The organism is Gilvimarinus algae, assembly GCF_030518215.1.
Lineage (GTDB): Bacteria > Pseudomonadota > Gammaproteobacteria > Pseudomonadales > Cellvibrionaceae > Gilvimarinus > Gilvimarinus algae.
In genome coordinates, this window is the sequence record NZ_JAULRT010000032.1 from 120,749 (window position 1) to 146,449 (window position 25,701).

Annotated in this window: 19 protein-coding genes; 10 read left to right on the forward strand and 9 right to left on the reverse strand. The window is 53.6% G+C overall.

What is annotated here, in order from left to right:
• Nucleotides 1-475 precede the first annotated feature (475 nt).
• Entirely contained in the window at nucleotides 476-2,863 is a 2,388-nt protein-coding gene (locus tag QWI16_RS01980) for a hybrid sensor histidine kinase/response regulator (RefSeq protein WP_302711046.1), read from the forward strand.
• A gap of 1,112 nt (nucleotides 2,864-3,975) precedes the next feature.
• On the opposite strand, the gene QWI16_RS01985 is transcribed toward QWI16_RS01980, so the two are convergent.
• Nucleotides 3,976-4,908 carry an alpha/beta fold hydrolase gene (locus QWI16_RS01985; RefSeq protein WP_302711047.1) on the reverse strand — a complete coding sequence of 311 codons (933 nt, stop codon included), beginning with the start codon at nucleotides 4,906-4,908 and terminating at the stop codon, nucleotides 3,976-3,978.
• A gap of 165 nt (nucleotides 4,909-5,073) precedes the next feature.
• On the opposite strand from QWI16_RS01985, the gene QWI16_RS01990 reads away from it, so the two are divergent.
• Complete coding sequence (locus QWI16_RS01990; protein WP_302711048.1) at nucleotides 5,074-5,793, forward strand: helix-turn-helix transcriptional regulator; 720 nt, start codon at nucleotides 5,074-5,076, stop codon at nucleotides 5,791-5,793.
• A gap of 146 nt (nucleotides 5,794-5,939) precedes the next feature.
• On the opposite strand, the gene QWI16_RS01995 is transcribed toward QWI16_RS01990, so the two are convergent.
• The 5 genes from QWI16_RS01995 to QWI16_RS02015 form a co-directional block, all read right to left on the reverse strand.
• Nucleotides 5,940-7,604: an endo-1,4-beta-xylanase gene (locus QWI16_RS01995; RefSeq protein ID WP_302711049.1), complete on the reverse strand. Its 1,665-nt coding sequence runs from the start codon at nucleotides 7,602-7,604 to the stop codon at nucleotides 5,940-5,942.
• 495 nt (nucleotides 7,605-8,099) lie between these two features.
• On the reverse strand, nucleotides 8,100-9,716 hold the full coding sequence (locus tag QWI16_RS02000; protein WP_302711050.1) for a sensor histidine kinase: 1,617 nt from the start codon (nucleotides 9,714-9,716) through the stop codon (nucleotides 8,100-8,102).
• A complete protein-coding gene (locus QWI16_RS02005; protein WP_302711051.1) occupies nucleotides 9,709-10,275 on the reverse strand; it encodes a hypothetical protein in 567 nt (188 codons plus the stop codon). The genes QWI16_RS02000 and QWI16_RS02005 overlap by 8 nt, the downstream gene beginning before the upstream one ends.
• A 48-nt stretch (nucleotides 10,276-10,323) precedes the next feature.
• Complete coding sequence (locus QWI16_RS02010) at nucleotides 10,324-12,423, reverse strand: TonB-dependent receptor plug domain-containing protein (RefSeq protein ID WP_302711052.1); 2,100 nt, start codon at nucleotides 12,421-12,423, stop codon at nucleotides 10,324-10,326.
• 164 nt (nucleotides 12,424-12,587) lie between these two features.
• Entirely contained in the window at nucleotides 12,588-13,511 is a 924-nt protein-coding gene (locus QWI16_RS02015; RefSeq protein WP_302711053.1) for a diguanylate cyclase, read from the reverse strand.
• Nucleotides 13,512-13,728: 217 nt separating this feature from the next.
• On the opposite strand from QWI16_RS02015, the gene QWI16_RS02020 reads away from it, so the two are divergent.
• The 3 genes from QWI16_RS02020 to QWI16_RS02030 all read left to right on the forward strand — a co-directional run bounded on the left by QWI16_RS02020 (nucleotide 13,729) and on the right by QWI16_RS02030 (nucleotide 18,465).
• Nucleotides 13,729-15,357: a sigma-54-dependent transcriptional regulator gene (locus QWI16_RS02020; RefSeq protein WP_302711054.1), complete on the forward strand. Its 1,629-nt coding sequence runs from the start codon at nucleotides 13,729-13,731 to the stop codon at nucleotides 15,355-15,357.
• A 142-nt stretch (nucleotides 15,358-15,499) separates the two neighbouring features.
• On the forward strand, nucleotides 15,500-17,101 hold the full coding sequence (locus QWI16_RS02025) for a YHYH protein (protein WP_302711055.1): 1,602 nt from the start codon (nucleotides 15,500-15,502) through the stop codon (nucleotides 17,099-17,101).
• 698 nt (nucleotides 17,102-17,799) lie between these two features.
• On the forward strand, nucleotides 17,800-18,465 hold the full coding sequence (locus QWI16_RS02030; protein WP_302711056.1) for a hypothetical protein: 666 nt from the start codon (nucleotides 17,800-17,802) through the stop codon (nucleotides 18,463-18,465).
• Nucleotides 18,466-18,490: 25 nt separating this feature from the next.
• Here the strand turns inward: QWI16_RS02030 and QWI16_RS02035 are convergent, their stop codons facing one another.
• Complete coding sequence (locus QWI16_RS02035; protein WP_302711057.1) at nucleotides 18,491-18,955, reverse strand: hypothetical protein; 465 nt, start codon at nucleotides 18,953-18,955, stop codon at nucleotides 18,491-18,493.
• 162 nt (nucleotides 18,956-19,117) lie between these two features.
• On the opposite strand from QWI16_RS02035, the gene QWI16_RS02040 reads away from it, so the two are divergent.
• Nucleotides 19,118-19,813, forward strand: coding sequence for a hypothetical protein (locus QWI16_RS02040; protein WP_302711058.1), 696 nt, complete (start codon nucleotides 19,118-19,120; stop codon nucleotides 19,811-19,813).
• Between the two features lie 46 nt (nucleotides 19,814-19,859).
• On the opposite strand, the gene QWI16_RS02045 is transcribed toward QWI16_RS02040, so the two are convergent.
• The gene (locus tag QWI16_RS02045) at nucleotides 19,860-21,164 is read right to left on the reverse strand and encodes a cellulase family glycosylhydrolase (protein ID WP_302711059.1); all 1,305 of its coding nucleotides are present in this window, start codon (nucleotides 21,162-21,164) and stop codon (nucleotides 19,860-19,862) included.
• Between the two features lie 16 nt (nucleotides 21,165-21,180).
• Here QWI16_RS02045 and QWI16_RS02050 point away from each other — a divergent pair, with 16 nt between their 5' ends.
• On the forward strand, nucleotides 21,181-21,456 hold the full coding sequence (locus tag QWI16_RS02050) for a hypothetical protein (RefSeq protein ID WP_302711060.1): 276 nt from the start codon (nucleotides 21,181-21,183) through the stop codon (nucleotides 21,454-21,456).
• Nucleotides 21,457-21,546: 90 nt separating this feature from the next.
• Here QWI16_RS02050 and QWI16_RS02055 read toward each other — a convergent pair whose 3' ends face one another.
• Nucleotides 21,547-22,335, reverse strand: a complete 789-nt coding sequence (locus tag QWI16_RS02055; protein WP_302711061.1) for a family 16 glycosylhydrolase — start codon at nucleotides 22,333-22,335, stop codon at nucleotides 21,547-21,549.
• Nucleotides 22,336-22,613: 278 nt separating this feature from the next.
• Here QWI16_RS02055 and QWI16_RS02060 point away from each other — a divergent pair, with 278 nt between their 5' ends.
• The 3 genes from QWI16_RS02060 to QWI16_RS02070 are packed head-to-tail and all read left to right on the forward strand — an operon-like array spanning nucleotide 22,614 to nucleotide 25,603.
• Nucleotides 22,614-23,768 (forward strand): helix-turn-helix domain-containing protein, encoded by a 1,155-nt coding sequence (locus QWI16_RS02060; RefSeq protein ID WP_302711062.1) that lies wholly within the window; start codon nucleotides 22,614-22,616, stop codon nucleotides 23,766-23,768.
• Between the two features lie 20 nt (nucleotides 23,769-23,788).
• Nucleotides 23,789-25,159 carry a DNA repair protein RadA gene (gene radA / locus QWI16_RS02065; protein WP_302711063.1) on the forward strand — a complete coding sequence of 457 codons (1,371 nt, stop codon included), beginning with the start codon at nucleotides 23,789-23,791 and terminating at the stop codon, nucleotides 25,157-25,159.
• A gap of 60 nt (nucleotides 25,160-25,219) precedes the next feature.
• Nucleotides 25,220-25,603 carry a Rap1a/Tai family immunity protein gene (locus QWI16_RS02070; protein ID WP_302711064.1) on the forward strand — a complete coding sequence of 128 codons (384 nt, stop codon included), beginning with the start codon at nucleotides 25,220-25,222 and terminating at the stop codon, nucleotides 25,601-25,603.
• Nucleotides 25,604-25,701 lie beyond the last annotated feature (98 nt).

The following is a 25,701-nucleotide window of genomic DNA, read 5'->3' on the forward strand; positions in this document are numbered from 1 at the left end:
GTGCCCCTGCACCCACTGACATTGACAAAACACCCGCAGATTAAAAAAGCAAAAGTCAATTCGCGTCAAGCCGGCGGGATTCTAACGTTCAGCGATAGCGGTTCTTGGTAAAAAAAGGGTTTACCTTATTTTTGTCGCACAGGCGGCTGCTCAATCGCGGAATCAAAAGAGACGCTCGCGCTGAGTTCAGCAAAAGCGCCGTGGCCAACGGGGTATTGTTGAGAGAAGCCGGTGGTCCCGTGGCTGGCTTATGGCGCCTCCTTAAACTCGCGGCACATGTACTTTGGCTCAGGGGTGTGGCATTGTTAAGCTTGTTACTGCCCTGTAGATTAGACCTACATGTTTAATGGTAGATGGGTAGGCCGCATCGACCGTCATTAGATCAAGTTGCTGAGTCAGGGGTAGTCAGGCGCGTAGGCCGAACCTACCAATTAAATACGTGTGAAAGTTTCAATTACGCCAACTGTGAGAAAACATGCCTTCACCTCCCTTATCTGCAGCTACTCATTTTGGCGATGGCGCGGTTGCCTCTCTAATGCGTACTCACGACTGGAGTCAATCGCCGCTCGGGCACCCTGACACTTGGCCGCAAGTGCTGCGCACGGTGGCCAGTTTGATCCTGAACTCCAAGTTTCCCATGTTTTTGGCCTGGGGGCCGCAATTGGCGCTGTTGTATAACGACGCTTATGTGGACATGCTGGCGAACAAGCATCCAGCGTCATTGGGGCGTCCGTTTCAAGAGGTTTGGTCGGAGATATGGCAAGACATTGTACCCATTGTCGATCAAGCGATGGTGGGTCAGTCCTCGTTTCACGAGAACTTGCCTTTGACCATGACACGCAAAGGTTACCAAGAGTCAGCGTGGTTCACCTTTTCATATTCTTCTATTTATGATGAGCGCGGTAGCGTTGCGGGCATGTACTGCGCGTGCACTGAAACCACTCAGCAAGTCTTGGCTGCTCGCGAACGCAAGACCGAAAACGAACATCTGCGACAGTTATTCCAGCAGGCTCCCGGTATCATGGCGGTATTGCGGGATAAAGACCATGTATTTGAGTTGGCAAACGAAGCTTACCACCAGTTAGTGGGGCATCGCGAATTACTGGGAAAGTCGATACGCGAAGCGCTGCCTGAAATCAAAGGGCAGGGGCTGTATGAGTTGCTCGATTCGGTGTACCAGTCGGGCGAACCCTATGTCGGGCGAGCCGTTCCGGTAAAGTTGCGTCGCCCGCAAAGCGACCAACTTGACGAATACTATATAGATTTTATCTACCAGCCGATACGCGATGCGAGCGGTCAAGTCACTGGTATTTTTATTGAAGGCAGTGATGTGACTGAGGTGGTGACAGCTACCCAGGCATTGCGTGAACGTGAAAAGCACCTAAGGCAGATGTGTAATACGCTACCGCATTTGGCCTGGCTGGCCGAACCCGACGGACAAATTTTTTGGTTTAATGATCGCTGGTACGAATACACGGGTACTACCCCAGAGCAGATGACAGGCTGGGGTTGGCAAAGTCTTCATGATCCTGAGCTCTTGCCTGCGGTGTTGGCGTATTACCGGCACTGCCTTGACTCCGGGGAGCCATTTGAAATGAGCTTTCCGCTACGCTCTGCGTCGGGCGAGTACCGAACATTTTTTACCCGCACTACACCACTGCGTGATAAAAACGGTACCATTTTGCAATGGTTAGGCACCAACACCGATATTCATGAAATTGAAAAAGTTCAGGAGGAACTTAAGGCTTCCAACCGCCGGAAAGACGAATTTCTGGCTATGCTTGCCCATGAGCTGCGTAACCCGCTAGCCCCTATAGGCTCTGCAGCAGAACTGCTTAAGCATTCCAGTGCAGAGCCTGCAATAGTTATAAAAACCGCTGACATTATTTCCCGCCAAGTTGGTCATATGACGGGCTTGATTGATGACCTTCTCGACGTTTCACGCGTGACCCGTGGATTAGTGACACTTCAGCGGCAGCCAGTGAACCTTAAGGCGGTGATCGACGATGCAGTAGAGCAGGTCAGCGCGATGATTGAGCTTAAGCGGCAACGGTTAAGTGTGGAAGTGCGAGAAAGCCAGCCAATCGTTGAGGGTGATCGAACTCGATTAACGCAAGTGATTGCGAACATTCTTAATAATGCCAACCGATACACACCTGAGCAGGGTAGCATTCTTCTGCGCCTTGAGGCTGATGCGCAGTATATCGAAATTACAGTGCAGGACAATGGCGTCGGTATTGATGAAAAGCTATTGCCGCATATATTCGATCTTTTTACTCAGGCCGAGCGCTCGCCTGATCGTGCCCAGGGTGGATTAGGTGTCGGCTTGGCGCTGGTTAGAAGCTTGGTCGAGCTTCACGACGGTAGTGTTAGAGGGAAAAGTGGAGGGGTGAATAAAGGCAGTCTATTCACAGTGAGGTTGCCACGCTCATGGCAGGAGCGGCTGTCAGACACGCCTTCTGACTGCGAAAGCCAAAAGAATACAAGGTCGCTCGATATTTTGATTGTGGACGACAATATCGATGCCGCAGAATCGTTGGCCATGTTGCTGGAGGTGCACGGGCATCGCCCGCGTGTTGACAGTCGGGGCGATACAGCACTGAAAAAATTGGTAGAAAATATGCCGCACGCGATGATTTTAGACATTGGTCTGCCCGATATGGATGGCTATGAGTTGGCAAGAAGAATTCGCGAACTTACCGGTGCAGATGAGGCAACACTGATCGCACTCACCGGTTACGGTAAAAATGAAGATCGAGAGCGTTCCAAACGTGCCGGCTTCGACCATCACTTGGTTAAACCCGTGGTAATCAAAGAGCTTATTGGCATTCTTAATGATGTGGCGAGTCACCAGCATCGTTAAAGGTCAGCGGAGTCACAGTTATCTTTGTTGGTATGTCTTAAGCATAAATCGTCATGTCTGGAATCGTAAATTTTTATTTGTCCGATAACTGCAAAAGTGTGATCATCTCAGGGCCATGAATGGCGTCAATTGCTATGATTAAAGTTAGAAATGAAGATGCTGGGTAAGCTTGATGCGTCGTCCTCTATTGCATGGAAGAGTGTGTCTCTACGATTCTTTGACACCGGAAAGGATTTTCTGTGTTGACTTTTGTTTCTCCGGAAAATTCTACTCCGGACTTGGTTTTGGTAGAGTGTCATTGGGTTGAGGGGACTGAATTTGTATTAGGAGGAAGGCTTTTATGAAATGCCCGAAATGTTCAGAGAGGTTCAGTGCGAGAACGGCATTGTGCGAAGACTGGAAGAATCCTGAAAGGTCATTCGGTTGCCCTCATTGTGGTACTTTTTTTGTAAGAAAGGAGGAAAATAAAAGGAAAAGCCTTATTAATACTATCCTCTTTGTTGGTGTCGGTCTCCAGGCTTTCAATATTTTTGTCAGGCACCTAAAAGACGTTGGAGACTTTCTGACCATGATTTACTCTCTGGTAATTCTCATTTCTCTTTTGCTAGTATTTGTTTTGTCAACCTGGCCCCTTTTCAGGGAGCTGAAAGAGTCCCCGACGAATCAGCATGATTATAGAAATTCGCCCTAAGATTTTTCTGGGAAGTCCGTTTCCGCTTATCGTTACTAGCGGTTCAGATAGTCTGTGGGACGCTGCATCGCTGTGGGCTGCAGGCCATTTCTGAACCTCAGCCCTTTTCCTTAGCGCAAAGTGACTCCCATTATATAGCCTCAGAGGGGCGTTACGACTACCGAGGTTGGGATGGGCTGAAGACTTGCCCTGGTATCTACTCCAGCTGCAGCTGGTCTTTGAATTTTTGAATGTCATATTTGAAATATGTACGGCAGCAGGCGCAATGCAGTGATTTGTCCAGAACTTCATTATATCTGGCTTAAAAACGCTTTTAGGTGACGCCTCTGGCCCACTTTGCAAGCAATAAATTTTCTACGTAGAACCTGGTTTTCCGTCGATACGCAATGCCAGGTTCTGCGATTATTTTCAGGTTAAGAATTTAACTTGTTAGCCACTCTACTATTGCTTTATTTGTTTCTTTAGGTTTTTCCTGCTGAATCCAGTGCCCGCAATCGAGGCTGATGACATCGACATTGGGAACGAAGTGACTGAGGCTGTTGGATTTTGGAATCGAGTCTCGTTCGCCATAGATCATTAGCGAGGGCTGGTGAATAACGGGGTCAACGTCAGCCAATAGGTGCCAGTTGCGATTGAGGCACCTGTACCAATTAATGCTGCCTGTGAATCCACTTTTCTCGAAAGCTGACACAAAAATCTCCAAGTCGCTATCGCTCATAACGGGGGCTCCAGCCGGTGCTTGCGCTTCTGCCAAGTTAATCATGATCATGCCTGGCTCGGGAAGCATTTCAGGTAAGTTCTTGCGAAAGAGGTTTCTCAGAAAACGACGGCAATTTTTGTTTAAAATGTCATCGGCAACCCCTGGTTTTCGGTTGAAATGTACAAAGTAATTATCTTCTCCGAACAGCTCCTCCATAAAATCAATCCATGGCTTTTCTGTTCTGGCCTGGTGGGGCAAGGCCAGGTTGATCACTTTTTCGACCCGCTCTGGGTGTAACAGCGCCATACCCCATACAACATTGGCGCCCCAATCGTGACCGACAAAAACGGCGTTTTGATACCCATAGTGATCAAGCAGGGCAGTTAAGTCACCGGTTAGACGGGTTATGTCATACGCTGTGATCTCATCGGGGCAAGACGAGTTGCCATAACCTCTCTGGTTCGGGACGATGACATGGTAACCAGCCGCCACAAGAGCCGGAAGTTGGTACCGCCAGGAATACGCATGCTCCGGCCAGCCGTGGCAAAGTACGATGGGGTTGCCGGCATTTTCCTTACCGGCCTCGAACACTTCCAGCTGTACGCCGTTAACCCGAATCAGTTCGGGTTTTGGGAAATTGATTATTTCGCTCATAGCATTTTTTCCTGAAGAGGTTGACTTAGTTCTATGCTCGAGCATTGCAAGGCACAGACTGTTATGAGAATGTGCCACTGCTTTGCAGAGGATTTATCTCTATGACGGGTGTTTTATATTCTATAATGATGCCAAATATTGACACCATTATGAGAGGTTGCAGCAGTGAATGTCCGCATACGACAAGACGCTATAGTGCGAATTCTGCGCCGCAGTGGTAGCACAACGGTCGCCAACTTGGCTGCAGCGGTTGGCGCATCAAGGCGTACAGTCTTGCGCGATATCAGCGTCTTGCGAAGTGAAGGGTTTGTTATTTTTTCTGAACCTGGGCCGGGTGGTGGGGTTAGTCTCGACCCGCAGTCTGTTCAAATGTCAGCCAAGCTGTCTGTGGCGGAGACCTTTGCACTGCTTATCTGTGTGGAGACTATGCGTGCAACCGGAAACATACCTTTCCTGAAGCTTGCAGATGTTGGGCTGGCTAAAATCGAAAGAGCTCTACCAGCGGATAAGATTCGCGACCTGCGCCGCTTTCTGGCGTGTTTGTACGTGGGTCGGCTGGCGCCACAGGTGGACATATCAGATATGGCGGCTATGGATTCCAATCTCCTGCCGACTTTTGAAGCCGCGTTTCTTGGGCGGCGACATTTTCGGTTTCAATATCGTGACGCCAAAGGTGTCGTCTCTCAACGTACTGTTGAGCCACAGGCAATGCTGATTTTACCGCCGCTGTGGTATTTGGTGGCTTGGGATCCTCTACGAGGAGACTTCCGGCATTTTCGAATGGATCGAATTCGTAAGCCGGAGTGTCTTGATGGGACAAGTTTTCAGAGGCGGCATGTCACCTTTCAAGATGGTGTGTCGCCCGTTCGGAATCTGGCCCGCTGATGTGTGGGAAGACCGTGTTAGAAAGACCACTTGTTCGAATGCTCAGTGTTCTGGGTATCGCTGACAAATTCTAAACGAGACTTGCTCATACAAAAAAGCCCTGCCAGTGCAGGGCTTTGCTAGGAAGTCCCTTTCCGCGAGGCTTATTATCGGTTCAGATAGTCCATCAGCCACTGCATCGCGGGGCGCTGTTGGCCATTGCTGGTCATCAGCCCTGTGCCTTCACGCCAAGTAGCACCGACCACGTAACCCCAGAGAGTAATGCCGACCACATCCGGGTGGTTATAGAAGATGGGGAAGTGCCGTTGCATGTACTCCAACTGCAGTTGGTCGTTGGATTCCTGAATGTCGTACTCAGAAATGTACAGCGGCAGACCAAGGGCAGCGATTTGGTCTAGCTTGTCTTCAATCTCCTGAGCGCTCCAGGGCTGGGGGTTGTAGAGGCCGTGGGCCTGCAGCCCGAGTGCATCGACATAGCCGGAATTGACGGCCGGGCGGATCATGTCGATGATGGCATCGGTATCCCAGGTCATAAAGTTGTAGTCGTTGTAGATCAGCACCGCGTTCGGGCAGTGTTCGCGCGCCAGGCGGAAAGATTCGGTAATCCAGCCGCTGCCAAAGGCGCTCTCGGCATAGCTGGCCGGAGCGTGCGAGGGCAGAGCTTCGTTCACCACGTCAATCATCGCCGTGTCCGGGTAGCGGTCGCAGTAGTCGATGATCCACTCTTCGATTTCCGCGCGCTGTTCAGCCGCGCTGAGCCCGTCGATCCAGCCTGGGCGTTGGCTGCCCCACACCAGCACATGAGCTTTTACCGGAATGCCGTTGGCCCGCGCATAGTCGTAAATGTCATCCAAAGGTCCCCAGTTGTATTGGTCGCGGGTGCCTTCTACCGAGCCCCACTTGCCTTCGTTTTCGGGGGTGATCTGATCCCAGTACTGGGTAAAGTCCGATCTCACACTGCCATTGGTGGTGATGTTGCCCACAAAAAACTCCGGGAAGTCGGGGTTGCCCGATGAGCTGCTGCTGGAGCTTGACGACGAGCCGCCATTGAACGGGTTGCCAAAACCAATAGAGCCACTGCAGTGCAGCATCTCGGAGTAGTCGCCTGCGCCGCATTCACCGTCCCAGACGCCGGTGTTGTCCTGTTGGTCTTCAGCCTGATAAGTGACATTGTTGACGATCACATAGTCAACCTGAACATCGCGATCACCCGCGTCATTGGTAAAAGCGACGCGCAGTTCACCGCTGGCGTCGGTGTTGACGGTGTAGTCCAGCATGCCAATGCTAAGAGTCCAGGTTTCGATGGTTTGTCCACCCACTTCAAGGCTGACGCTTTCGTCGCCCACCGTGCCGCTCATGCGTACGGTAATGCTGTTACTGCCGCTGGAGGGCGAACTGCTGGAGCTGCTGGAACTGCTCGAACTGCTTGAGCTACCCGAATCGCCACCGCCCTGAATATCCAGGCTGGCCAGCGTAGGGGTGGCGCTGCCATTGGCGCAAAAACCAAAGCTTGTACTGCTATTGGGGGCAATGCTGGCATTGTGAGCGGCGGGCGATACACTCTCGCCACTGAGAGTCCCGTTCCACAGGTTGGTGACGTTGGCGCCGTTCAGGCCCAACCCGACCGTCCAGCTGTTAATGTTGGCACTGCCGTTGTTGGCAATCGTGACATCGGCGCAGTAGCCCGAGCCCCACTGGTTGGATAAGTTGAGCGTGGCTTCGCCTGAACCGTCTGTAATGGCGTGGGCGGCGCCCGAACAGACAAGCGCAGAGGTGGCGAGCAATAAAGGTATTCGAGTTAGATTTATCATGGCGAACTCCTGTAAGAGTCGTAATGGGTTTTAGTCGGCGCTAACCCATGCCGCGCTGCATTTTGCGAGTTCTGAACAATAAAAGTGAACACGAACATTCAGTCCCTACTGCATTATTAGAATCAGAGGCTATTGGCGACTGGTTAGCGAACAGCAGGGCAGATTTAAGGGTCGCAGAGCCTTATTGTCAAATTGAACTTAAGTCGATTGAGACGTTTTATGCTATCAGTTTTAAGTTTGTGCCCTGTGTCACGAAAGTATTGCTCTATTGGAAATATGTAACGGGTTGTCATATTCGATGGTGACATGATGATAGAGAAGAAGTGAAATACAATGAGCGGCATGACAAATGTTTTTAGCGTCAGATTATCCGGCTTTGAAACACTCGACGACCGCAAGAGACGAATCTATCTCCAGTACACCGCGTAGCGGATGAATCTGACCTATTGAGCTGTTAAGAGATTTGGCGGCGTTGGTTTAAAGAGATAACTGTTGTCAGCCGAAATCTGTTTGCCTGCCTTCTGTAGAAGCTGCTTTTAACTTTTCAGTAAGGTATTCAACCAAGGGCTTAAAGCGGTAGTTCCGAAGGTATTCCCGTACTTCCTCTACAAACATAGCATAGCGGGCTTCATTTTCTAGTTCAGCAATTGCCTCTTTGAGACCGAGAATGTTGTGTCTAAGGGCTTGGTCTATCATCCGCTCGAGCTTTTCGGCGCTTGGGGCTTGTGCGTGGCCTGAGGGTGTCGGCGTTCTTGCTAAAATCTCCACGCGGTTTTCAGCGACACCTTTCGGTGCGTCCAGGCGTAAATCGAACCAGACTGTCGTGCCTTTGCTTGGCGTGCTGGCAACCTGAAGTTTTGATTGCATCAGCTTGAGTATACGCTGGCTGATCGTCAATCCAAGCCCAGAGCCCTCTGCGCGGGTAATGTCATTGTCAACTTGGACAAACGGCAGGAAAATGCGTGACACATCAGCCGCGTTTATGCCGATGCCTGTATCCACAACGCTGAACCGAATGTCGGCATAATGAGGGCTGGAGTCGAGCAAGGCGACCTTAAATGTGACCTCTCCTTCGGGAGTAAACTTGATGGCGTTGCTAATAAGATTCAGCAGGATTTGCCGCAACCTTTTTTCATCAGTACGCACCACTGGTGGCAGTGTTTTGTCGAACACTCCTGTGAACTTAATGCCTTTAAGCTTTGCTTGAGCCTGAGACATGTCGCCTATGATCTGTAAGAAGGGTACAAAAGCTGTTTCGATAGGGGCGAGGCTTAGGCTGTCTTGGTCACTGCGCGAGAAATCAAGTATATCGTTGATCATTAGCAAAAGATGAGCCGCGCTTTGGTCTATGGTTTCTATGCCTTGCCGGTGAGTGCGCATCAGCGAAGGGTCTTCTTTGTAGAGCTGGGTATAACCCAAGATGGCATTGAGAGGTGTGCGCAGTTCGTGAGTGACGTTTGCCATAAACCGTGTTTTGGCTCGATCCGAGTCTTCAATAATGCGCTTGGCCGTATTTAACCGGTAAAACATAACCAGCATGGTGAGCCAAACGGCGATCATAAGTGCCATGGCGATGCTGGATTCCGCCATCAGCTTAGACTTCATATCAGTGCTCAGGCTCTGGAAGTAAGCATCGCTCAGCGTAAAATCGACAATTCCAAGCAAATCGCCTGCAGGCGCGAACAGTGGAATCGACGCGGTGAAGCAACTGGAGCATCGAGTATTGCCCTCGGTAAAATCGAGCGACCCCTGATCGGCCTGAACAGTTTGATAATCAACTTGCAGAGCCAGGCCTTCTACAATATTTTGGCCTATTGCTGGATCTTCCACTAGCAGTATCTTTTGCGTGGCGTCTTGCAAAAACCGCTTGTCATTATTTTCGAGGGTTTGGTGTAGCGCCTGCTGTAATAAGTACGCCTGCGATTCGGCAAGAATAACGGCTTGAGTTTGTGCGGTGTGGTAGAGTCTGGGCTGAAGCGTTCCCGACCAGTAGCGGTTTAGGAATACTATAAAGCTTGCAATGAGCACTAAAAAAACGAGGCTAATCACACACGGGGTTTTGAAGCCCCCGGTTTTTAGCGCATGGATGGTGGCGCAGACCAGTCTACTCATAGAGCTTTGCCACCTTTAGGTAAAAGCTTTTAATATTCACGGCGCTTAAAGAGAGAGTGTTGACATTAATATAAGGTTTGATAGTTGCCTCTACCGCCAGGCCGCCAAGAACTCCGGCCTCGACGTCGCCTTCGTAAGGGGAAAACGTAATAACGTGCTGTCTTTTAGCGTAGTTCACCAGTGTATCCAGCTCTAGGCCATTGAGCTTCTGTGACACGAAAACTCCGCCAGCTTGTGTTTTTTGGCTAATTAGTCGCTCAAGAGGGATCGTTTCGAGTGAGATGTCTTCTGCTTTAGGGGCGTTGTCTGCGTACTGTTTGGCATGTTGCTCGGCAAGCGCTTGGTCGGTCGCGTAAACGAAGTAGATGGTGTTGCCTGATTTCCCGGGAGCATCGAGGTCGGCCGCCAGCAGTGTCCGGAAAAGCTTTAAGCCTACGTACGCGCGCCTGTCACTGAAGGCGTCAGCAACAAGACTGTGGCTAGGAAAAGACAGCACAAGGCTCAACAGCAGACACTGCAGAAAGCGCGCTAGCCTTGTTTTGTGCTTGCCCGGACTCATCGGCCACTTACCTCTTGGCATCGGGATGGTTTGCGCTTTGCGCCCGCTTTAAAACAGATACTCCAATTGACCACTGAGCTGTCTTTCTCCCTGGGGTAAACCTTGCGGGTATTGAGCAGGTGTTGGCACACTGTTGTACTGCTTATCCAATAAGTTGACGGCACTTGCCCTTAAGCTCAACCCCGCCACGCCCAGCAGGCGCTTTAGCGTAAGCGTGTAGTTCAGTGTGCTGTACGGAGAAAATGTTTCAGCGTGAGGGTTGCGCAGCTGTAACTCCCAGCCCTCTTGCTCACCCACATAGCGGTATTGAAGGGTGTGATCCATGCTGTTGTTCACGTGCCAGGTCAGCCCTGCATTCACCAGCCACTGGATGCTGCCCAAAAGGCGGTCGTCTTGATCGAAGGAGTCTTCTGCATCAACGAAAGAGACATTGGCGTCCCAGTCTAGAGTTCTGCCAATACTTTGCCGCCACTCGAGTTCAAGTCCCTGGGCGGTAATGTCGCCACGGTTACGCCAAAAAGGTGCACGCCCGGGCTGAAGGTGAAACTCAATCAAATCCTTCACTTCAATATAAAAGGCGGTGGCGCCCAGCTTTAGGCCAGCATTTCGGTAAATGTAGGCGAACTCTGTGGATTTTAGGAACTCTTCGGTTAAAGAGGCAGCCTGCAGTTGCCCAGGGTAGGAGTTTGGGCCAGGGTAGCTTTCAGCAAGTGTCGGCGGGCGGAAGGACTCGGCATACTGCGTTTTCAAAATATGACGGTCTGAGGCTTGCCATACAGCGGCAATCCGGGGCGACAGGTGCTCACCCCAATCGTCATAGTCATCGAGGCGCAGGCCCAAGGTGACTGCCAGATTATCCGTCGCCTGCCACTGATCCTGCAACGTTAGGCTTAAATGTTCACGCTCTGCGCCCGGCAAAACGATGAACGCGTTTTCCGGACGTTCTATCACCGGGCCCTGATCACTTTGTTGAGTCCGAAACGCTGACTCGACGGCGCTCTTGCTGTAGCCGAGCTCCAGGTACAAGTCATGATCGCTAGTCGCTTTCCAGTGGGTGCTGGCCTCCACGGTGAATTCTGAGTCCTTGGAGCCGTCACGGCGATAATTATTGCTGGCAATGACTTGGTTGCCGGGGCCCGGCCCCCGGATGCCCGCGGGGATAGGGAGATAGGCTGCCTCGTTGAGCTCAGAAATCTGGTAGCTGGCCTTGAGGCGCGCATTCAGTGTGCTGCTTAAGCCCCAGTCTTGTTGCACTTGCAGTTTATGGACTGTCTCCTGCCGCGGCTCCAGCTCGTAGGGCATTGCGGCGTTGCGGCCATACCAAGGGCCGCGCTCCAGGTCGGCGTAGTACCAGTCAACACTCAAGCCGCCAGCTTTCAGACCCGCAAACAATGTGGCACCTTGTTGATGATCATAAATCGGCTGGGGTGAAAAGCCGTTACCGCTGTTGGCGAAATTATCCGGGTTGGTTTGCATACCGCTTTGATCGTTTTGCCAGTAGGCAGTGTTGGCCGTCAGTAAAACGCCGTTGTCCAACTGCTGATGAAAGTTTCCCGCTAGCGTGTATTGGTTGTGACTTCCGGCCCTAGTGGCGACAGTGTTGTCCTTTCGGGTAATCACATTCACTGCGCCGGAGAAAGCGTATTCGCCGTACAGTGGTGATCCTGGGCCACGAATAACCTCAATGCGGTCGATTTGTTCCAGGGGCAGGCGAAGGAGCCAGTCGGCTGAACCGTCGGTCGGGCGGTTGAAGGCCGTACCGTTGATCATCAGTTTTAGGTTGCTGGCGTTGAGTGTTGCGCCTATTCCACGGACGATGGTTTTGCTGTCTCCAGTGTTGCCAAGTGTTGAGTGAAAGCCGGCAACCTGGTTAAGCGCCTCGCGCACAGTGAGGTGCCCGGCGTTGATCAGATCTTCCGCGTGCAGAACGCTGACCATACCCGGGACATAGTCGGAGTTGAGCTTGGTCTGGGTGGCCACATCGGTCTCCTCCTCCAGCATGGATAGCAGGGCTTGCAGTTCGTCCTGCTCGGCGCTGCCCTGAGGGGCCATGGCGTCGCCAGCGGCGAGTACCGAATGCGCTATCAAACTACTGACTGCAAAAGGGATGATGGCGGCAAGGGCAGAGGGGCGTTGGAAAACTCTCATGATGTGGACTCATTCTTTAGCTTGATCTGGGGTTGCACGTCCGGTGTGCTTGGTTCAGGCGCAAGAATAACGGCATTCGTGACGACGTGCACGTCTGCCTACGGGTTGCTGGGCTATCTAGAGCCGTTGTCCATCCCGCCATGTCGATTACTCAGGTCGGTGTTTTACTGCGCAACAACCCGATTGCGGCCAGAGCGCTTGGCGGCGTAGAGGTTGCGATCGGCCTGGTCGATAAGATCAGTGGGAACACGCTTTGGCGATGGGTAAAGGCTGGCCGCTCCGAGGCTTATGGTCAGCCGGTCGCCACTGGGCGAGCTTGGGTGCAGCATGGTGAGCGCATTGATGCGAAGGCGCATCTGTTCGGCCATCAAGGTCGCATTGGCCAAATTGGTCTCTGGCAGCAGGACAACAAACTCCTCTCCCCCCACGCGGGCCAGAATATCGCCTGGGCGGTGCACAGCGGCTTTTAAGGTGGTGGCGACTTTCTTCAGACACTGGTCGCCGGCACAATGGCCGAGCGAATCGTTGTACTCTTTAAAGTGGTCAATATCGATCATAACGACTGCCAGCTCACTCTTGTTGCGCTCGGCACGTCGCCACTCCTGATCCAGCATTTGATCGAAAAAACGGCGGTTGGCGATGTGCGTGAGCGCGTCGGTGCAGGCCAATTCTGCCAGTTGATCTCCTTTGCGTTTAAGCGCTAGATGATTACGTACCCTGGCTTTGAGTATGGGCATGGAAAAGGGCTTGGATATGTAGTCGACCGCGCCCAATCCCAGGCCGTGTTCAATGTCTTGCTCACTGTGCTTGGCGGTCAAAAACACCACCGGAATATCAGTGAGCATCGGGTCTTCGCGCATGAGAGCGCATAGAGTGTAGCCGTCCATGTCGGGCATCATTACATCGAGAAGCACCAAATCGGGTTTAGTTGTAAGGGCCAGATGCAGCCCCTCCTGACCTGAGGTCGCCACCATCAGTTCGATGTTTTCGGAAGACAAATGGGCAACCAGTACATCCAGGTTGGCGGGCGTGTCATCCACTAGTAAAACGCGCGGAGTGTATTCTTGAGTGATGCATGAAGCTAGCATAAATTGTCCCAGCGGATCGTTAGTGGATGGCATTAAGCCGTTAATGCGCATAGAGCAAGATGTTGGCCATGTAAAAAATTCGTATTGATATCAATTGCTTGTGTTCTTTGTGCGTAGAGATTTAGGCGGCCCTGCCTATAGGCGCTTATAAATCGCTTATACTTCTGTCTGATGCTCTTATAGGCCGACACGGTTAAACGACGGGACCCTCCATACTATGACTGGCACTGCGACTCGCTTACTTGTTGTCGATGACAAGCCCGAAAACCTTGATATTCTCGTGCATTACCTGGCCAATAGTGGCTTTGAGTTAGCCGTGGCGACCGATGGCGAGCAGGCGCTCGAGATCGCCCGGAGCCGACCTCCGGAGTTGGTGTTACTCGACGTGATGATGCCCGGTTTAAACGGGTTTGAGGTTTGCCGCGAACTAAAGAAGCACCCAGGCACGGCAGCGGTACCGGTTATTTTTATGAGTGCGCTGGGCGATACCGAAAGTAAGGTGACAGGTTTTCAGGCCGGCGCTGTCGATTACATCACCAAGCCGTTGCAGCGTGAAGAAGTGCTTGTGCGGATCAACACCCACCTTACGATTACCCGTCAAAGTCGTGAGTTACAGGAAAAGAACCGCGATCTGGCAAGTCTCAATAGTCAGTTACAAGAGCAGATTGACCGGCGTATTGAAGTGGAAGACAAACTGCAACAAGCGGATCAAAAGTTATCAGCTCTGTCGGTTCGGGAGGCCAAGCAGTGGGGAATTGACGCCTTTGTGGGGCAAAGCCGCAAAGTCTGTGAGCTATTGGATGATGTGCGCAGTCTCCAGCAGGCTCTGCGCACCAATGTGCTGGTGTTGGGTGAAAGTGGCACTGGTAAAGAGTTGGTATCCAGGGCGATCCATTTCGGCAGCGATAGACGCGACAAGCCTTTCGTTGCTGTGAACTGCTCGGCTGTGCCCGCAGAGCTTGCCGACGCCGAATTTTTTGGTCACGTTAAGGGCGCCTTTACCGGAGCCAGCAGCGACCGCCCGGGATTTTTTGCCAGCGCTGACGGTGGCACCTTGTTTCTCGACGAAATAGGCGATATGCCATTGACCCTGCAGGCCAAGCTGCTCAGAGTCTTGGAAGATGGTTTGGTGATGCCCGTTGGTGGACGTAAAGCTCGTAAGGTGGATGTGCGTGTCGTCGCTGCAACCAATGTCAATTTGCAGGAGAAGGTCGCGCTAAAAACGTTCAGGCAAGACCTGTACTTCCGCCTGGCGGGGTTCGTGCTCACTCTGCCAGCACTGCGTGAGCGAGCAGCGGATATTCCCTTGCTGGTAGGTTACTTTGCCGAACAGCTGGCGGGGCAAATGGGCCGGGAAACCCCCGCGGTCAGTCCCGAGTCTATGGCCAGGTTGCGCCGCTATCATTACCCCGGCAATGTTCGAGAGCTTCGAAATCTGATGGAGTATGCCCTGATTGCCAGCCGCGGAGCCGCGATCCAACCCCAACATCTGCATTTTATTGAGCCTTTTCTCACAGTTTCTGGTGATGGCTACGATGAGCAGGCAGGCGGCTCGAGCCCCGGAGAGGTTGTGGCCTACGGGGCTTTTAACGGTCTTAACCGGAATCAAATGCGGTCATCCGCTGGATTGGCCGACAGCGATGAGGCAAGCGTTATTGGTGCAGGTACCGATGAAGAGCGGGTGTTAAAACTCGCCGGACAAGAGCAACGGGTCGACAATACCTCTGTGCAGCAATGGCTGGGCGTCGATCATGCCAGAGCATCCTACTTATTAAAAAAGTTGCATAAAGAGGGGCTCTTGGCCAAATGCGGGGAAAGGCGGTGGACGTATTACGTTCTCCAATAAGCAGTAGGCTTCCGTTGGAGTGCTTATAAGCAAAGCTATGAGTGATGGCTTGTGAAAACGGTTGATTCGAAGCGGTGGCACAATGTAGAGGTTTGATTGTTATAAAAAAATTCTGAGTGGTGTGTAAATTGCTCAAGCCGGTTTGAATTCACCGGAACATAGGCAGGCAATTTATGATAACAGGGCTCAGGAGTTAGAAATGACAAGTACTCGTCTTTTTTCACGAGTTAACCGCAAGCGTGAAGAGAGGCTTGTGCAGCCCGTATCGTGCCGCTGCAGCGCGTTGATAGCGGCCGCAGTAATTCTGGCGCTCATGAGCGCGTGCGGGGGCGGCTCGGACACTGTTAAAGGTGCGTTAGCAGAAGTGGTAGGCAGTGTCCCGATGAACTCCGCCTCCTCTGGTTCGTCCGGTATTGAGCTTGGCAATACCAGCAGCGCTTCGAGTTCAAGCGTGGCCAGCAGTGAAACGGTTTCCGGCAGTTCTTCAAGCTCTGACTCTGAAGGCTCAGTGCCAGTTGCTGATGCGGGAGCTGAGCAATTTGTGGCGACGGGCACCGAGGTGATACTGGACGCAAGTGCCAGCTTCGATGCCGACGGCGATGCCCTTTCCTATCAGTGGCAGCTGACCCAAGTCCCCGAAGGCAGCGAAGCAGTGTTGGTATATGCTACCTCCTCGATGCCCAGTTTTATTGCTGATCTTCCCGGCACCTTTGCCGCCTCTTTAGTTGTGAGCGACGGTCAGAGCGAGAGCGCCGCTGCCTCAGTAACGATCTTTTCAGCCCATGAGAATCTCGATATTACCGGTATTGAGCTCACTGGCCGTGCAGGCTCCTGCCGCAACTACGTCGGCAGCTATTTTTCCAATGTGGAAGATATACAGCGCGCCGTTAATTTTGAAGGGGACTTTATTCTGACCTCAGATGGCTCTTGGTGTACCTTTTCAGCCAATGAAATACCCAATCACAATTTTAACGATGCGGGGGCAAAGTTTGCCACAGCTGTCTCCGAACAAAATGGCAGTTACACCATTACCGCATTGCCTGAGCCGGCGGCTAGCGTCACCTCCCTCAGTATTGGTCTGAAAAATATTGTTTTTCTCAATGGTGTAACCGCCGATTTACTGTCTGCTGCCTGCTACGACGTCGGCGGCGAGCCCCTTGGCGAAGAAAAAATTGGGTGCGGACAAGACAGTATTGACAACCCTTGGCGCTACGATCCTATGTCTGCGCTGAATGATTTTGGAACGGACAGCCATAATGCGCACCCGCAACCTGACGGTACTTACCACTACCATGGTAGCCCACGTGCTTTGTTTGATCTTGACTGTGAAATCAACGGTACCGTATCGCCTGTCGTTGGCTTTGCTGCGGATGGATTTCCCGTGTATGGCCCGTGTATCGAGGATACCGGTGCTATTCGCGCGGTCACTTCCAGTTACGCACTGAAACGCGGTGAGCGTATAGATGCTGCAGGTTACACCACGCCAGTTGGCGGCGTCGGTAATGTTTCGAGCAGCAGTTACGACGGCCAGTTTATCGGTGATTATGAATACCAGGAAGGTTTCGGTGATCTCGATGAATGCAATGGTATGACGCTGAATGGCCAATACGGTTACTACATTACGAACGCCTACCCCTGGCTAATCGGTTGTTTTAAGGGCGAGCCCGACGCCAGCTTCCGGCCAACCGCTGGTGCCTTGCAGAACCTACTGCATAAACATGATGGTCGCTGGCATGGCCATTAGCGCTTGGGTGGCGTAATGGTATTGGTCCCTCTAAAACTTAGTTATTTTTAGGAGAAAACGATGAAAAAGGTGATTCAGTGTGACCCGGATTTTGAGGTGTTTGTTTCGCAGTGCGGCCGCTTAATGAACGGACTGCCTGACAGCACTGCAGAGTTGAAAAAGCTGAATTTGCACGCACGCTATAGTGCTGAGGGGCACCTAGTCGCGGTTTGCGTGGATCATCTTGTCCCCCGCCAAAGAGCCCTTCCCCATGGACCTGATAGTGGGGGTGAGTCTGCTCTTCCTCCAAGCCTGGACTGTGGCGTGCTTGCGCTCTAAGGCGCTATGATTGAAATAAAGAGGCGCTGGCTGCACTGTACTGTTCAACGATCTGCCACCTGTGCGTAGCTGCGGTTACTGGTGCGCCTAAGCATAGGTGCACAAAGCCTTGGATGATTGTCTTTATCTGGCCAACGCTTTTATAGCTTTGAGTTAATCGGCGCGCATTAAAACTCATACAGACTCAACCTTATTCTGCCGACATATTATCCTGCAGTTAGTCTCCAGCAAGCTGGGTGCTGACTGTTTTTTATAAGTGCTCTAACAGGCGCTTTTTACCCTGATATGGTACTCTTTGCAGATTTGCTTGGCTAAGAACGGCTTAGGTCGTTGTTTTTATTTGGTAAGGCTGGCGCTGACCTGTGATCAAAGGATTAAAGATGACCATGTTTGCACAACAAAGATTTTTATGGCTGTCGGGCTTTTTATTGTTTGCTCTGCTCGGCTGTGAGCGCAGTCAAGAGGATAAGCCGGGGCGAGTGGTAGAGCCCTACTCACCGCCGGACCCTGGCTTTTTGATGAACGCGGAGTTTACGCCCGATGGCGCTGGCAAGTTACCTCATTGGGCATTGTCGCAGCACTCGAGCAATACCTCATATGCGCTTTCTTTGGAAGAGCAAGGCGTGGTCATTGAGCGCACCGGGGTGGAGCCTTGGGGAAAGCTGCGCCAGAACTTCTCACGCGCTGACATTAAGCCCCTGCTGGGGAAAACATTGGCGTTTTCCGCAGAGCTTAAAGGCAGCTTTACAGATGAGTACGGCGAGCCAATGGAACCACCAGCATTGACGGTGTTGGTGAAAGGCGTGCGCAAGGGCACTCCGGCCATGATGGGCAGCTCGGTTGTTTTAAGCGAGAAGGCGCAGATGACTGCAGTGCCAGGTGAGCACGACTGGCAGCGTTACTCGGTGACTTTTACCTTGCCAGCGGCCGACTTGGTGCAGGGGACACAGCTGGAAGTGGCTATTTTGCATACGATGGGCGGCAAGCTCTATGCGCGTGGCCCGGCCCTCACCGAAGTATCGACAGAGGCCTCTGAAGAGCCCTGAGTTACGTTGTAGGGCTTACAAACCATTAAATTTCTTGCACCCGGCCTGAGTCAAAGCTCACCAATTTGGCCTGGCTGCACTGAATATCCAGCAGCTCGGCGGTAAACTCTTTCGCTGAGTTGCTCTCCGAGCGGTCGTGCATGTGCCGATACAGGTCAACCAGTTGGTCGTGTAGCTCGGCGATGGTCGCGCTGATGGCGTCGCAGTCCATGTCGCTGAAATCGATGCTGTCCGGCTGAAAGGCTGCAATGGGGTGCCTGTCGGTGTACTCGTAGTACCAAGTGCCCAACACGCCCTGATGAGCGGCGCCCTGCAGCTTGGCGATGGTGCTCGCCAGCTTTTTCTCCTGTTGCGCTAGGTGCAGTAATAACATCTGCTCGCGCTCGCTGGGTTGCCGACCCTGGCACTGAAGCAGGTGGTATGCAAGTCGCTCATGAAAAGCGTGGGTGTAACTCAGCACTTCGTCCAGTGTTTTCGGTATCATTGCCATAGTGCAGACCTCTGTATTTGCTTCCTGGTTGTCAGGGACACGCAACTTAAGTGCCAGTGGTGGATTGCCCCCTCCGCTCTAATGGCGCATTGGATGAGGTTTTCGATGAACAGTGGGTGTGTTTTACCGGTCGGTGAGGCCCCGCCCCAGGAGAAAGACTTGATGAGGCTAAATTGTGTATTGGGTAGCGTGTGTGTTGTCTTGCTCATGGCAGGGTGTGGCTCGGACGATCATGCGTCTGCGCCAGCACCGACTCCGACCCCGACACCAGTTCCCGAGCCGGAGCCAGAGACCCCGGTAGAGCCTGAGTATGAGGCGCCGGATCCGGGTTACCTGTTGAACGCGGAGTTTTTACAAGGCGAGCAGGGGAATGTCGATCAGTGGAGCCTGCTGGCCCACGCCAGCAATGGCTCTTATTCTGTCATCGTTGATGATGGCGTGATGATGTTTACCCGGGTCGGTGTGGAGCCCTGGGGAAAAGTGCGGCAATTGTTCAAAGGCGAATCTATCGAGCCGTTCATCGGCAGAACGCTGCGGTTCTCGGCGGACATGCGTGCCGAATTTACCAGCGAATGGGGCGAGGCCATGGAAGCGCCGGGCTTGGTAGTGACGGCCAAGGGAATTCCGGCCGGCTCTCCTCCCATTCTTGGCTCGTCACTGCTGCTGTCAGAAAAAGCGGCGGTGGATGATCTGGACGTATCGGCGGATTGGCACCGCTATGAGGTCGAGTTTGAATTACCGACAGCAGAGCAAGCGTTAGTCGTGGAGCTGGAAGTTGGCTTCCTGATGACGGAGGGCGGGAGTCTCTACGTGCGTGGTCCCGCGTTGATTGCGGTGGAAGAGATCGTCGCTGATTAAAACGCCGCTCTAGGAGTAGAGCGCGCCCGAGCGGGCGCGCTGTTTTCTATCGCGCGTTGGGTGCCACAAGAATGTCCTTTGCCGGCCCCCAGGTGTCTTCTGCCCGGTTGTAGATGCCAAAGGAGCCGGCGTCGTCCCAGACGCTTGCCGCCACACCGAATTCGGTGGCCAGGTTGACGTGCTCGCGCAGGTAGGCGAGGCGATCGTCCGGGTTGCACACGTTTTCGGGTTGGTTGTAATCGTAGTGAGCGGCGCCAAACTCGTTGACCATCACGGGCAGACCCTGAGTGCTGGCCCAGTTGCTGGCCGTTTGATAAATCGCGCGTAGCTCTTCCTTATCGGCATCGCTGCCCCAGCGGCGCGTGCATTGGCCGGCAAATGCCCATGGGTCATAGGAGTGAAAGTTCCCAATCAGCTGTTCGTCTGCGGGCAGGTCGATACCGGCCAGACCGCTGACCGGTGTGTAGTCGTTGGATGAGATGACCACTAGTCGGTCGGGGTTGTGCTCGCGAATAATACCGAGAATGCGCGGGTTGAGGTCGTTGACCTGCTCCATGCTCATGCCCACGGGTTCGTTGAGAATTTCGAGCACCAGCCTTGCGGACTTATTCGCAAACCGCTCCGAAATCTGCTGCCAGATGGCGTCGAAGCGCTCGCGTGTCGCCGGGCTTTGGTAGTCTTCCTTAAGCCAGATTTCGTGGTGCGCGTTGAGCATCACAAAGTAACCTTGTGCCAGCGCCCAGTCGACGATTTGTTCGGTCCGGTCCATGCGCGCCTCGTCCACGGCGTAAGGCGGGGTCTCTGCCGTGTGGTCGTCCCAGGTGGCAGGAATGCGCACATGGGCAAAGCCGGCCTCCTTGAAAGCCTTAAAGTACACCTGTTGCGCCGCTGGCGCCCAGTCGCCTTCGTTGGGGTAGGCATCCAGTGTGTTGCCGAGGTTGATGCCAATACCCATGTTATCCACAGCACTGTGCGGATCGTGGGTGAGCGGCTCATCGTAGCTGAGCTCTAGATAGTCCAGTTCCGCGCCCGCGGCGGTGAAGCTCAGGCGCAGTGTCTGCAGCCCGTCAGTCAGGTACACAGGAGCGCTGCTGAGTGTTTGCCAGTCGCTCGAGCCACCAGCACTGTTCTCGGCCAGTACCTTGCCCTCGCTCGAAAGCGTCCAGGCACCTGTGCCACGGGCCTGGTAGTGAATCCGGTAGAGCCCTGAGCGTGCCACCATAATTTGGTATTGCGTGTACTCGCCTGCCTCCGTGTCATAGAGCGCGAATCCGCCGGAAAAACTGCTGTCGGCCAGAAGGTCGACGTCGGTGTCGCGACCGGTGCCCGAATTGCCTGGGCTATTATCCATTGCGGAGTCGCTGCACGTGTCGAAGGCTTCCGCTTCAATGGTGGTGGTGCCGGTGCTCACGTTAATGGCTGAGTCGTTGAAGGCGCAGTCGTCAGCGGCCGACGAGCTACTGCTGGAGGACTGGCTAGATTGGCTGCTGCTTGAGACGCTGCTACTGGATTCAGAGCTTGAGCTTGAGCTGGAGCTCGAGCTAGAACTTGAGCTTTGTACCGGAGGTGGTTCTGCAGTGCCGCCTCCGCTGCCGCCGCAGGCGCTGAGAAGAGCCAGAGTGCATGCCAGGGCTGTGCCTTGAAGGTATGGGGTATGCTTTTGCATGGTGTTTCCTGTTGCCGACTGATAAAAACGAAGCGGGCGCCTGAGACAGGCCGCCCGCCAACCGTGGTTACTGAGGGGTGTACTCCAGATAATCGTAGTAAGCCCAGGTGTTCTCCCAGTAGTACTCACCGGGGAAATAGAAGCCGCTGCTGGAATTGTCGCCGTGCCAATGGTTGATCATGACTCGGGTGGGATCTGACGGCCAGGCGTACTGGGGAATTTCGTTGGCGGCTACATAGCCGTCCCCATTGTCTTTGTAGAGGGTCCGAATCACCTGATAGTTGCCCCAGGCGTCGTAGACGTACCAGTCGATTTTCCAGCTGGACCAGTCGAAACCAATGTGCACCAGGTCCTGAGTGATGTTCAGTCCATACTGGCCGAGGTCGATGTCCTGCTCCCAACTCTGGTAGTTGCCGCCCTCGGGCTGATAAATCACGTTGGTGTGCACCACATTGCCAAGGCTTGGCAGAAATTCAATGTCGATTTCCTGCCAGGCGCGACCCGGTACATCGTACCAGGAGGTATAGGTGAAAATGGACGATACGGTGCCGGGGGCGTTGCCGGTTTTCAGGCTGCCTTGGATGCGCCCGTAGCCGAGCAGCGAGTGAGTGCGCAGCTCCGCGCACTGGCCCGGACTGACCCCCAGAGTTATACCGTGGGAGCTGGGGTTGATCATGCTGGGAGCAAAGGTGCAACCAAAGGGCGTGCCATTGCTGCCGCTTCTGGCCTGCCAGATGCTGCTGTTGTAGCCCCAGGTGAAATCGTCTTTAAAATAGCCGGTCTGAGACTGGGCGGAGGCTGAGGCCAGCGCGAGTACGGTGGCGCCGAAGAGGGTGGTAATGGATGTAAGCTTCATGGTGTGACCTCTCGTTATTATGAGTTTGAGTCTGCCATGGCGCGCCGCCCTGTTAGAATGTGGGCAGTGGGCGGCGCGCCCGTTTGGCCCTTTTGGTTTTATCCTGTGTATGCGGGCCAGCTTCAGTGTCGTCCCGGCGGTGGCATCGAGCGCCCGAATGGGCGATTTTGCGTGAATCGGGCCGTACGGATTTGTGTAGCGCAAGTTCGCACTTCGGCGACAGCCCCCAGCTGGCTTGGGCTGGGAGCAGCGCGAGCACAACAATAAGAGAGAGTTCAGTGAACGGCCTACACCACGATAGCTTGCTGTTTAATGTCCACGATCTGGCGCTGCTGATGGCGGCGGGGCAGTATTTGTTGTTGGCGGCCCTGCTGTTCAGCACCCGCCGTCCTGGGGATAAAAGCGTGTATCTGCTGGTGGCCATATTGGTTGTCAGCGCTGTACAGGCGGTGGATACCTTATTGATCTGGTCTGAGCCTCTGCGCCGGGCGCTTTTGTCCTGGGATGCCAATGCCTTGTTTGTCGGCAGTTTTAGCTATTGGTTGCAAGGGCCGTTGCTGTTCGGCTATGTGGCCAGTGTGCTCTATCGCGATTATCGCTGGCGCTGGAATGTCTGCCTGCATTTGCTGCCGGCTTTGCTGGTGGGGGCGCTGTTGGTGCGTCACTATTATTCCTTGCCCAGCGAGGCCAAGGTGACGGCCATGTGGGACCAGTCGTTTTTATGGACGCCGCTAATGACGCACTTTATTACCGGCTGGCACCTCAGCGTGATTGGTTATGGGGCTGCCAGTGTTTGGTTGATCGCGCGCTATCGCCGGCAGTTGCTGGAACAATACGCCAACGTGGAGGTGAGTGAGCGCGGCTGGCTGCTGTGGGTGGTATGGGGTTTTATGCTGCTCTCTGGCTGGAAGCTCAGTGTGCATCTGGTAGGTAATCGCATTGGCGACGATTGGTCCAACCTGTTGGGCATCGCCAGCCATTACTTGGCGCTTATTTTTGTCACTTCGCTGGCGTTTGTCAGTATTCGCTACACTCACCTGTTTGCGGGTCTGACGGCAGTGGGCGGTGCGGAAACCGCCGCTTTTACGGCCGAGCAAGTGGAGCGGGTGCGCACGTTCATGGAGAGGGAAAGGCCTTATTTGGCGGATGATATTTCGTTGGAGTTGTTGGCGCGGCGCTTGTCTTTGCCCGAGCGAACGCTATCGCGTATTCTCAATCATCACTTTAAGATGAATTTTTTTGAATTTATCAATCGCTACCGGATTGAGGAGGCCAAGCGGCTGCTCTGCAATCCGCAAAAAAGTGACTTGACCATTATGGACGTGCTGGCCGAGTCCGGTTTCAGTAGTAAATCCACGTTTAATACCATTTTCAAAAAGCAGGTGGGGCAAACACCCTCGCAGTATCGCAAGGCGATGCAGCGAGACCGCTGAACACGCAAACAGGAATCGATGTGGCAAAACAACAAACCGCTTTTGTCTGCAATGAGTGCGGCGCAGACTTCAGCAAGTGGCAAGGGCAGTGCAGTGAGTGCGGCAGCTGGAACAGTGTGGTAGAGATGAAGCTGGGGCCGGCGCCCAAGGGTGGTGCGCGCAGCGCCCAGTTTTCGGGCTACGCCGGTACCACCAGTGCCAGCGTGCAAACCCTGGCCGATATCAGCCTGGAAGATTTGCCCCGCCTGACATCAGGAGTGGGTGAGTTTGACCGGGTTTTGGGGGGCGGCTTTGTGCCCGGTTCGGTGGTGCTGATTGGCGGCCACCCCGGGGCCGGCAAAAGCACGGTGCTTTTGCAAACCCTGTGCAAGCTGGCCGAGCGCATGACCTGCCTCTACGTGACCGGTGAGGAGTCTCTACAGCAGGTGGCTATGCGGGCGCACCGCCTGGGGCTGCCTACCGACAAGCTGCAAATGCTCAGCGAAACCAGTGTTGAGTTGATCGGTCAGGCGGCTGAGAAGGTTCAGCCCAAGGTAATGGTGGTGGACTCTATTCAGGTGGTGCATTTGTCGGAGGTGCAGTCGGCGCCGGGGTCTGTCTCCCAGGTACGCGAGGCGGCGGCTTATCTGACCCGCTTTGCCAAGCAAACCGGCACTGTGGTGATTTTGGTCGGCCATGTCACTAAGGATGGCTCGCTCGCCGGCCCGAAGGTACTTGAACATATGATCGACTGTTCGGTGCTGTTGGAAGGCTCGCATGACTCGCGTTTTCGTACCCTGCGAGGCAATAAAAACCGTTTTGGTGCGGTCAATGAGCTGGGCGTCTTCGCCATGACGGAAAAGGGGCTCAGAGAAGTCAGCAACCCATCAGCCATTTTTTTGCAGCGGGGTGAGGACGTGGCCTCGGGCTCTGTCGTTACGGTGATGTGGGAGGGTACGCGGCCGCTGTTGGTGGAAATTCAGGCTCTAGTGGATGACAGCCACTTGGGCAATCCGCGGCGTGTTGCGGTGGGCCTGGATCAAAACCGTTTGTCCATGTTGCTGGCAGTGCTGCACCGTCATGGCGGCGTTATGGTGGGTGATCAAGATGTGTTTGTGAATGTTGTCGGCGGCGTGCGGGTGGCCGAAACCAGCGCCGATCTAGCCTTGGTGCTGGCCATTGTGTCAAGCTTTCGCGATAGGCCTTTGGCGCAAGATTTAATGGTATTTGGCGAGATTGGCTTGTCGGGAGAAATTCGGCCGGTACCCAGCGGCCAGGAGCGTCTGCGTGAAGCTGCCAAGCACGGCTTTAAACGGGCGATCGTGCCGGCAGGCAACGCACCCAAGGCCATGCCGGGAATTGAAATCGTCGCCGTGAAAAGCCTGAGCGAGGCGCTGGCGGCGATTGAATAGTGAGGGGTATTGGCTGCAAGTCAAGACTGCCCGCCCCCCAGCGATAGAAGAGGACTAACCTTGACATTCAGGAGTTTGCTTGCGTATTTGCCGATTGCTATCGCGATTATAATGTCCTCCGAGGTAAACGCCGGCGATGGGTTTGAATTGTTAGAAAATTGTCAGGTCGTTGTGGAGCAAAAAAAGGGTGCGAGTCTCAATGAAGTTGGGCGCCTAAAGGCGGCAAAATGCTTAGCCTATCTGTCCGGGTTTGGCGGTGCGGATGCCCTCTCGCCGCTGTCTAGAAAAGGGCGTCGTATGTTTTGCATTCCAAAGGAGATATCACTGAGCGAAGCGGCTGAGCTGACGGTCGACTGGATGCACAAAAACGAGAACAAACTCATGTATGGCAGCCATGAAGTTCTGGCAATGGCCAATATCGCGAACTTTCCCTGCCGTCTCTAATGCTGGTCTCCTGGTGCGATGACGATGCCTTATCAATTGAACGTCTTAGCGCTGGTTTGTGTGGTATGACAGCAGCTAGATCAGAGTTAACTGAAAAG

Coding starts and splice junctions, on each gene's coding strand:
- QWI16_RS02000 (WP_302711050.1), bottom strand. CDS start 9,716: ATGAGTAGACTGGTCTGCGCCACCATCCATGCGCTAAAAACCGGGGGC.
- QWI16_RS02005 (WP_302711051.1), bottom strand. CDS start 10,275: ATGAGTCCGGGCAAGCACAAAACAAGGCTAGCGCGCTTTCTGCAGTGT.
- QWI16_RS01995 (WP_302711049.1), bottom strand. CDS start 7,604: ATGATAAATCTAACTCGAATACCTTTATTGCTCGCCACCTCTGCGCTT.
- QWI16_RS02040 (WP_302711058.1), top strand. CDS start 19,118: ATGAGGCTAAATTGTGTATTGGGTAGCGTGTGTGTTGTCTTGCTCATG.
- QWI16_RS01980 (WP_302711046.1), top strand. CDS start 476: ATGCCTTCACCTCCCTTATCTGCAGCTACTCATTTTGGCGATGGCGCG.
- QWI16_RS02045 (WP_302711059.1), bottom strand. CDS start 21,164: ATGGATAATAGCCCAGGCAATTCGGGCACCGGTCGCGACACCGACGTC.
- QWI16_RS02055 (WP_302711061.1), bottom strand. CDS start 22,335: ATGAAGCTTACATCCATTACCACCCTCTTCGGCGCCACCGTACTCGCG.
- QWI16_RS02030 (WP_302711056.1), top strand. CDS start 17,800: ATGACCATGTTTGCACAACAAAGATTTTTATGGCTGTCGGGCTTTTTA.
- QWI16_RS01985 (WP_302711047.1), bottom strand. CDS start 4,908: ATGAGCGAAATAATCAATTTCCCAAAACCCGAACTGATTCGGGTTAAC.
- QWI16_RS02035 (WP_302711057.1), bottom strand. CDS start 18,955: ATGGCAATGATACCGAAAACACTGGACGAAGTGCTGAGTTACACCCAC.
- QWI16_RS02015 (WP_302711053.1), bottom strand. CDS start 13,511: ATGCTAGCTTCATGCATCACTCAAGAATACACTCCGCGCGTTTTACTA.
- QWI16_RS02010 (WP_302711052.1), bottom strand. CDS start 12,423: ATGAGAGTTTTCCAACGCCCCTCTGCCCTTGCCGCCATCATCCCTTTT.
- QWI16_RS02020 (WP_302711054.1), top strand. CDS start 13,729: ATGACTGGCACTGCGACTCGCTTACTTGTTGTCGATGACAAGCCCGAA.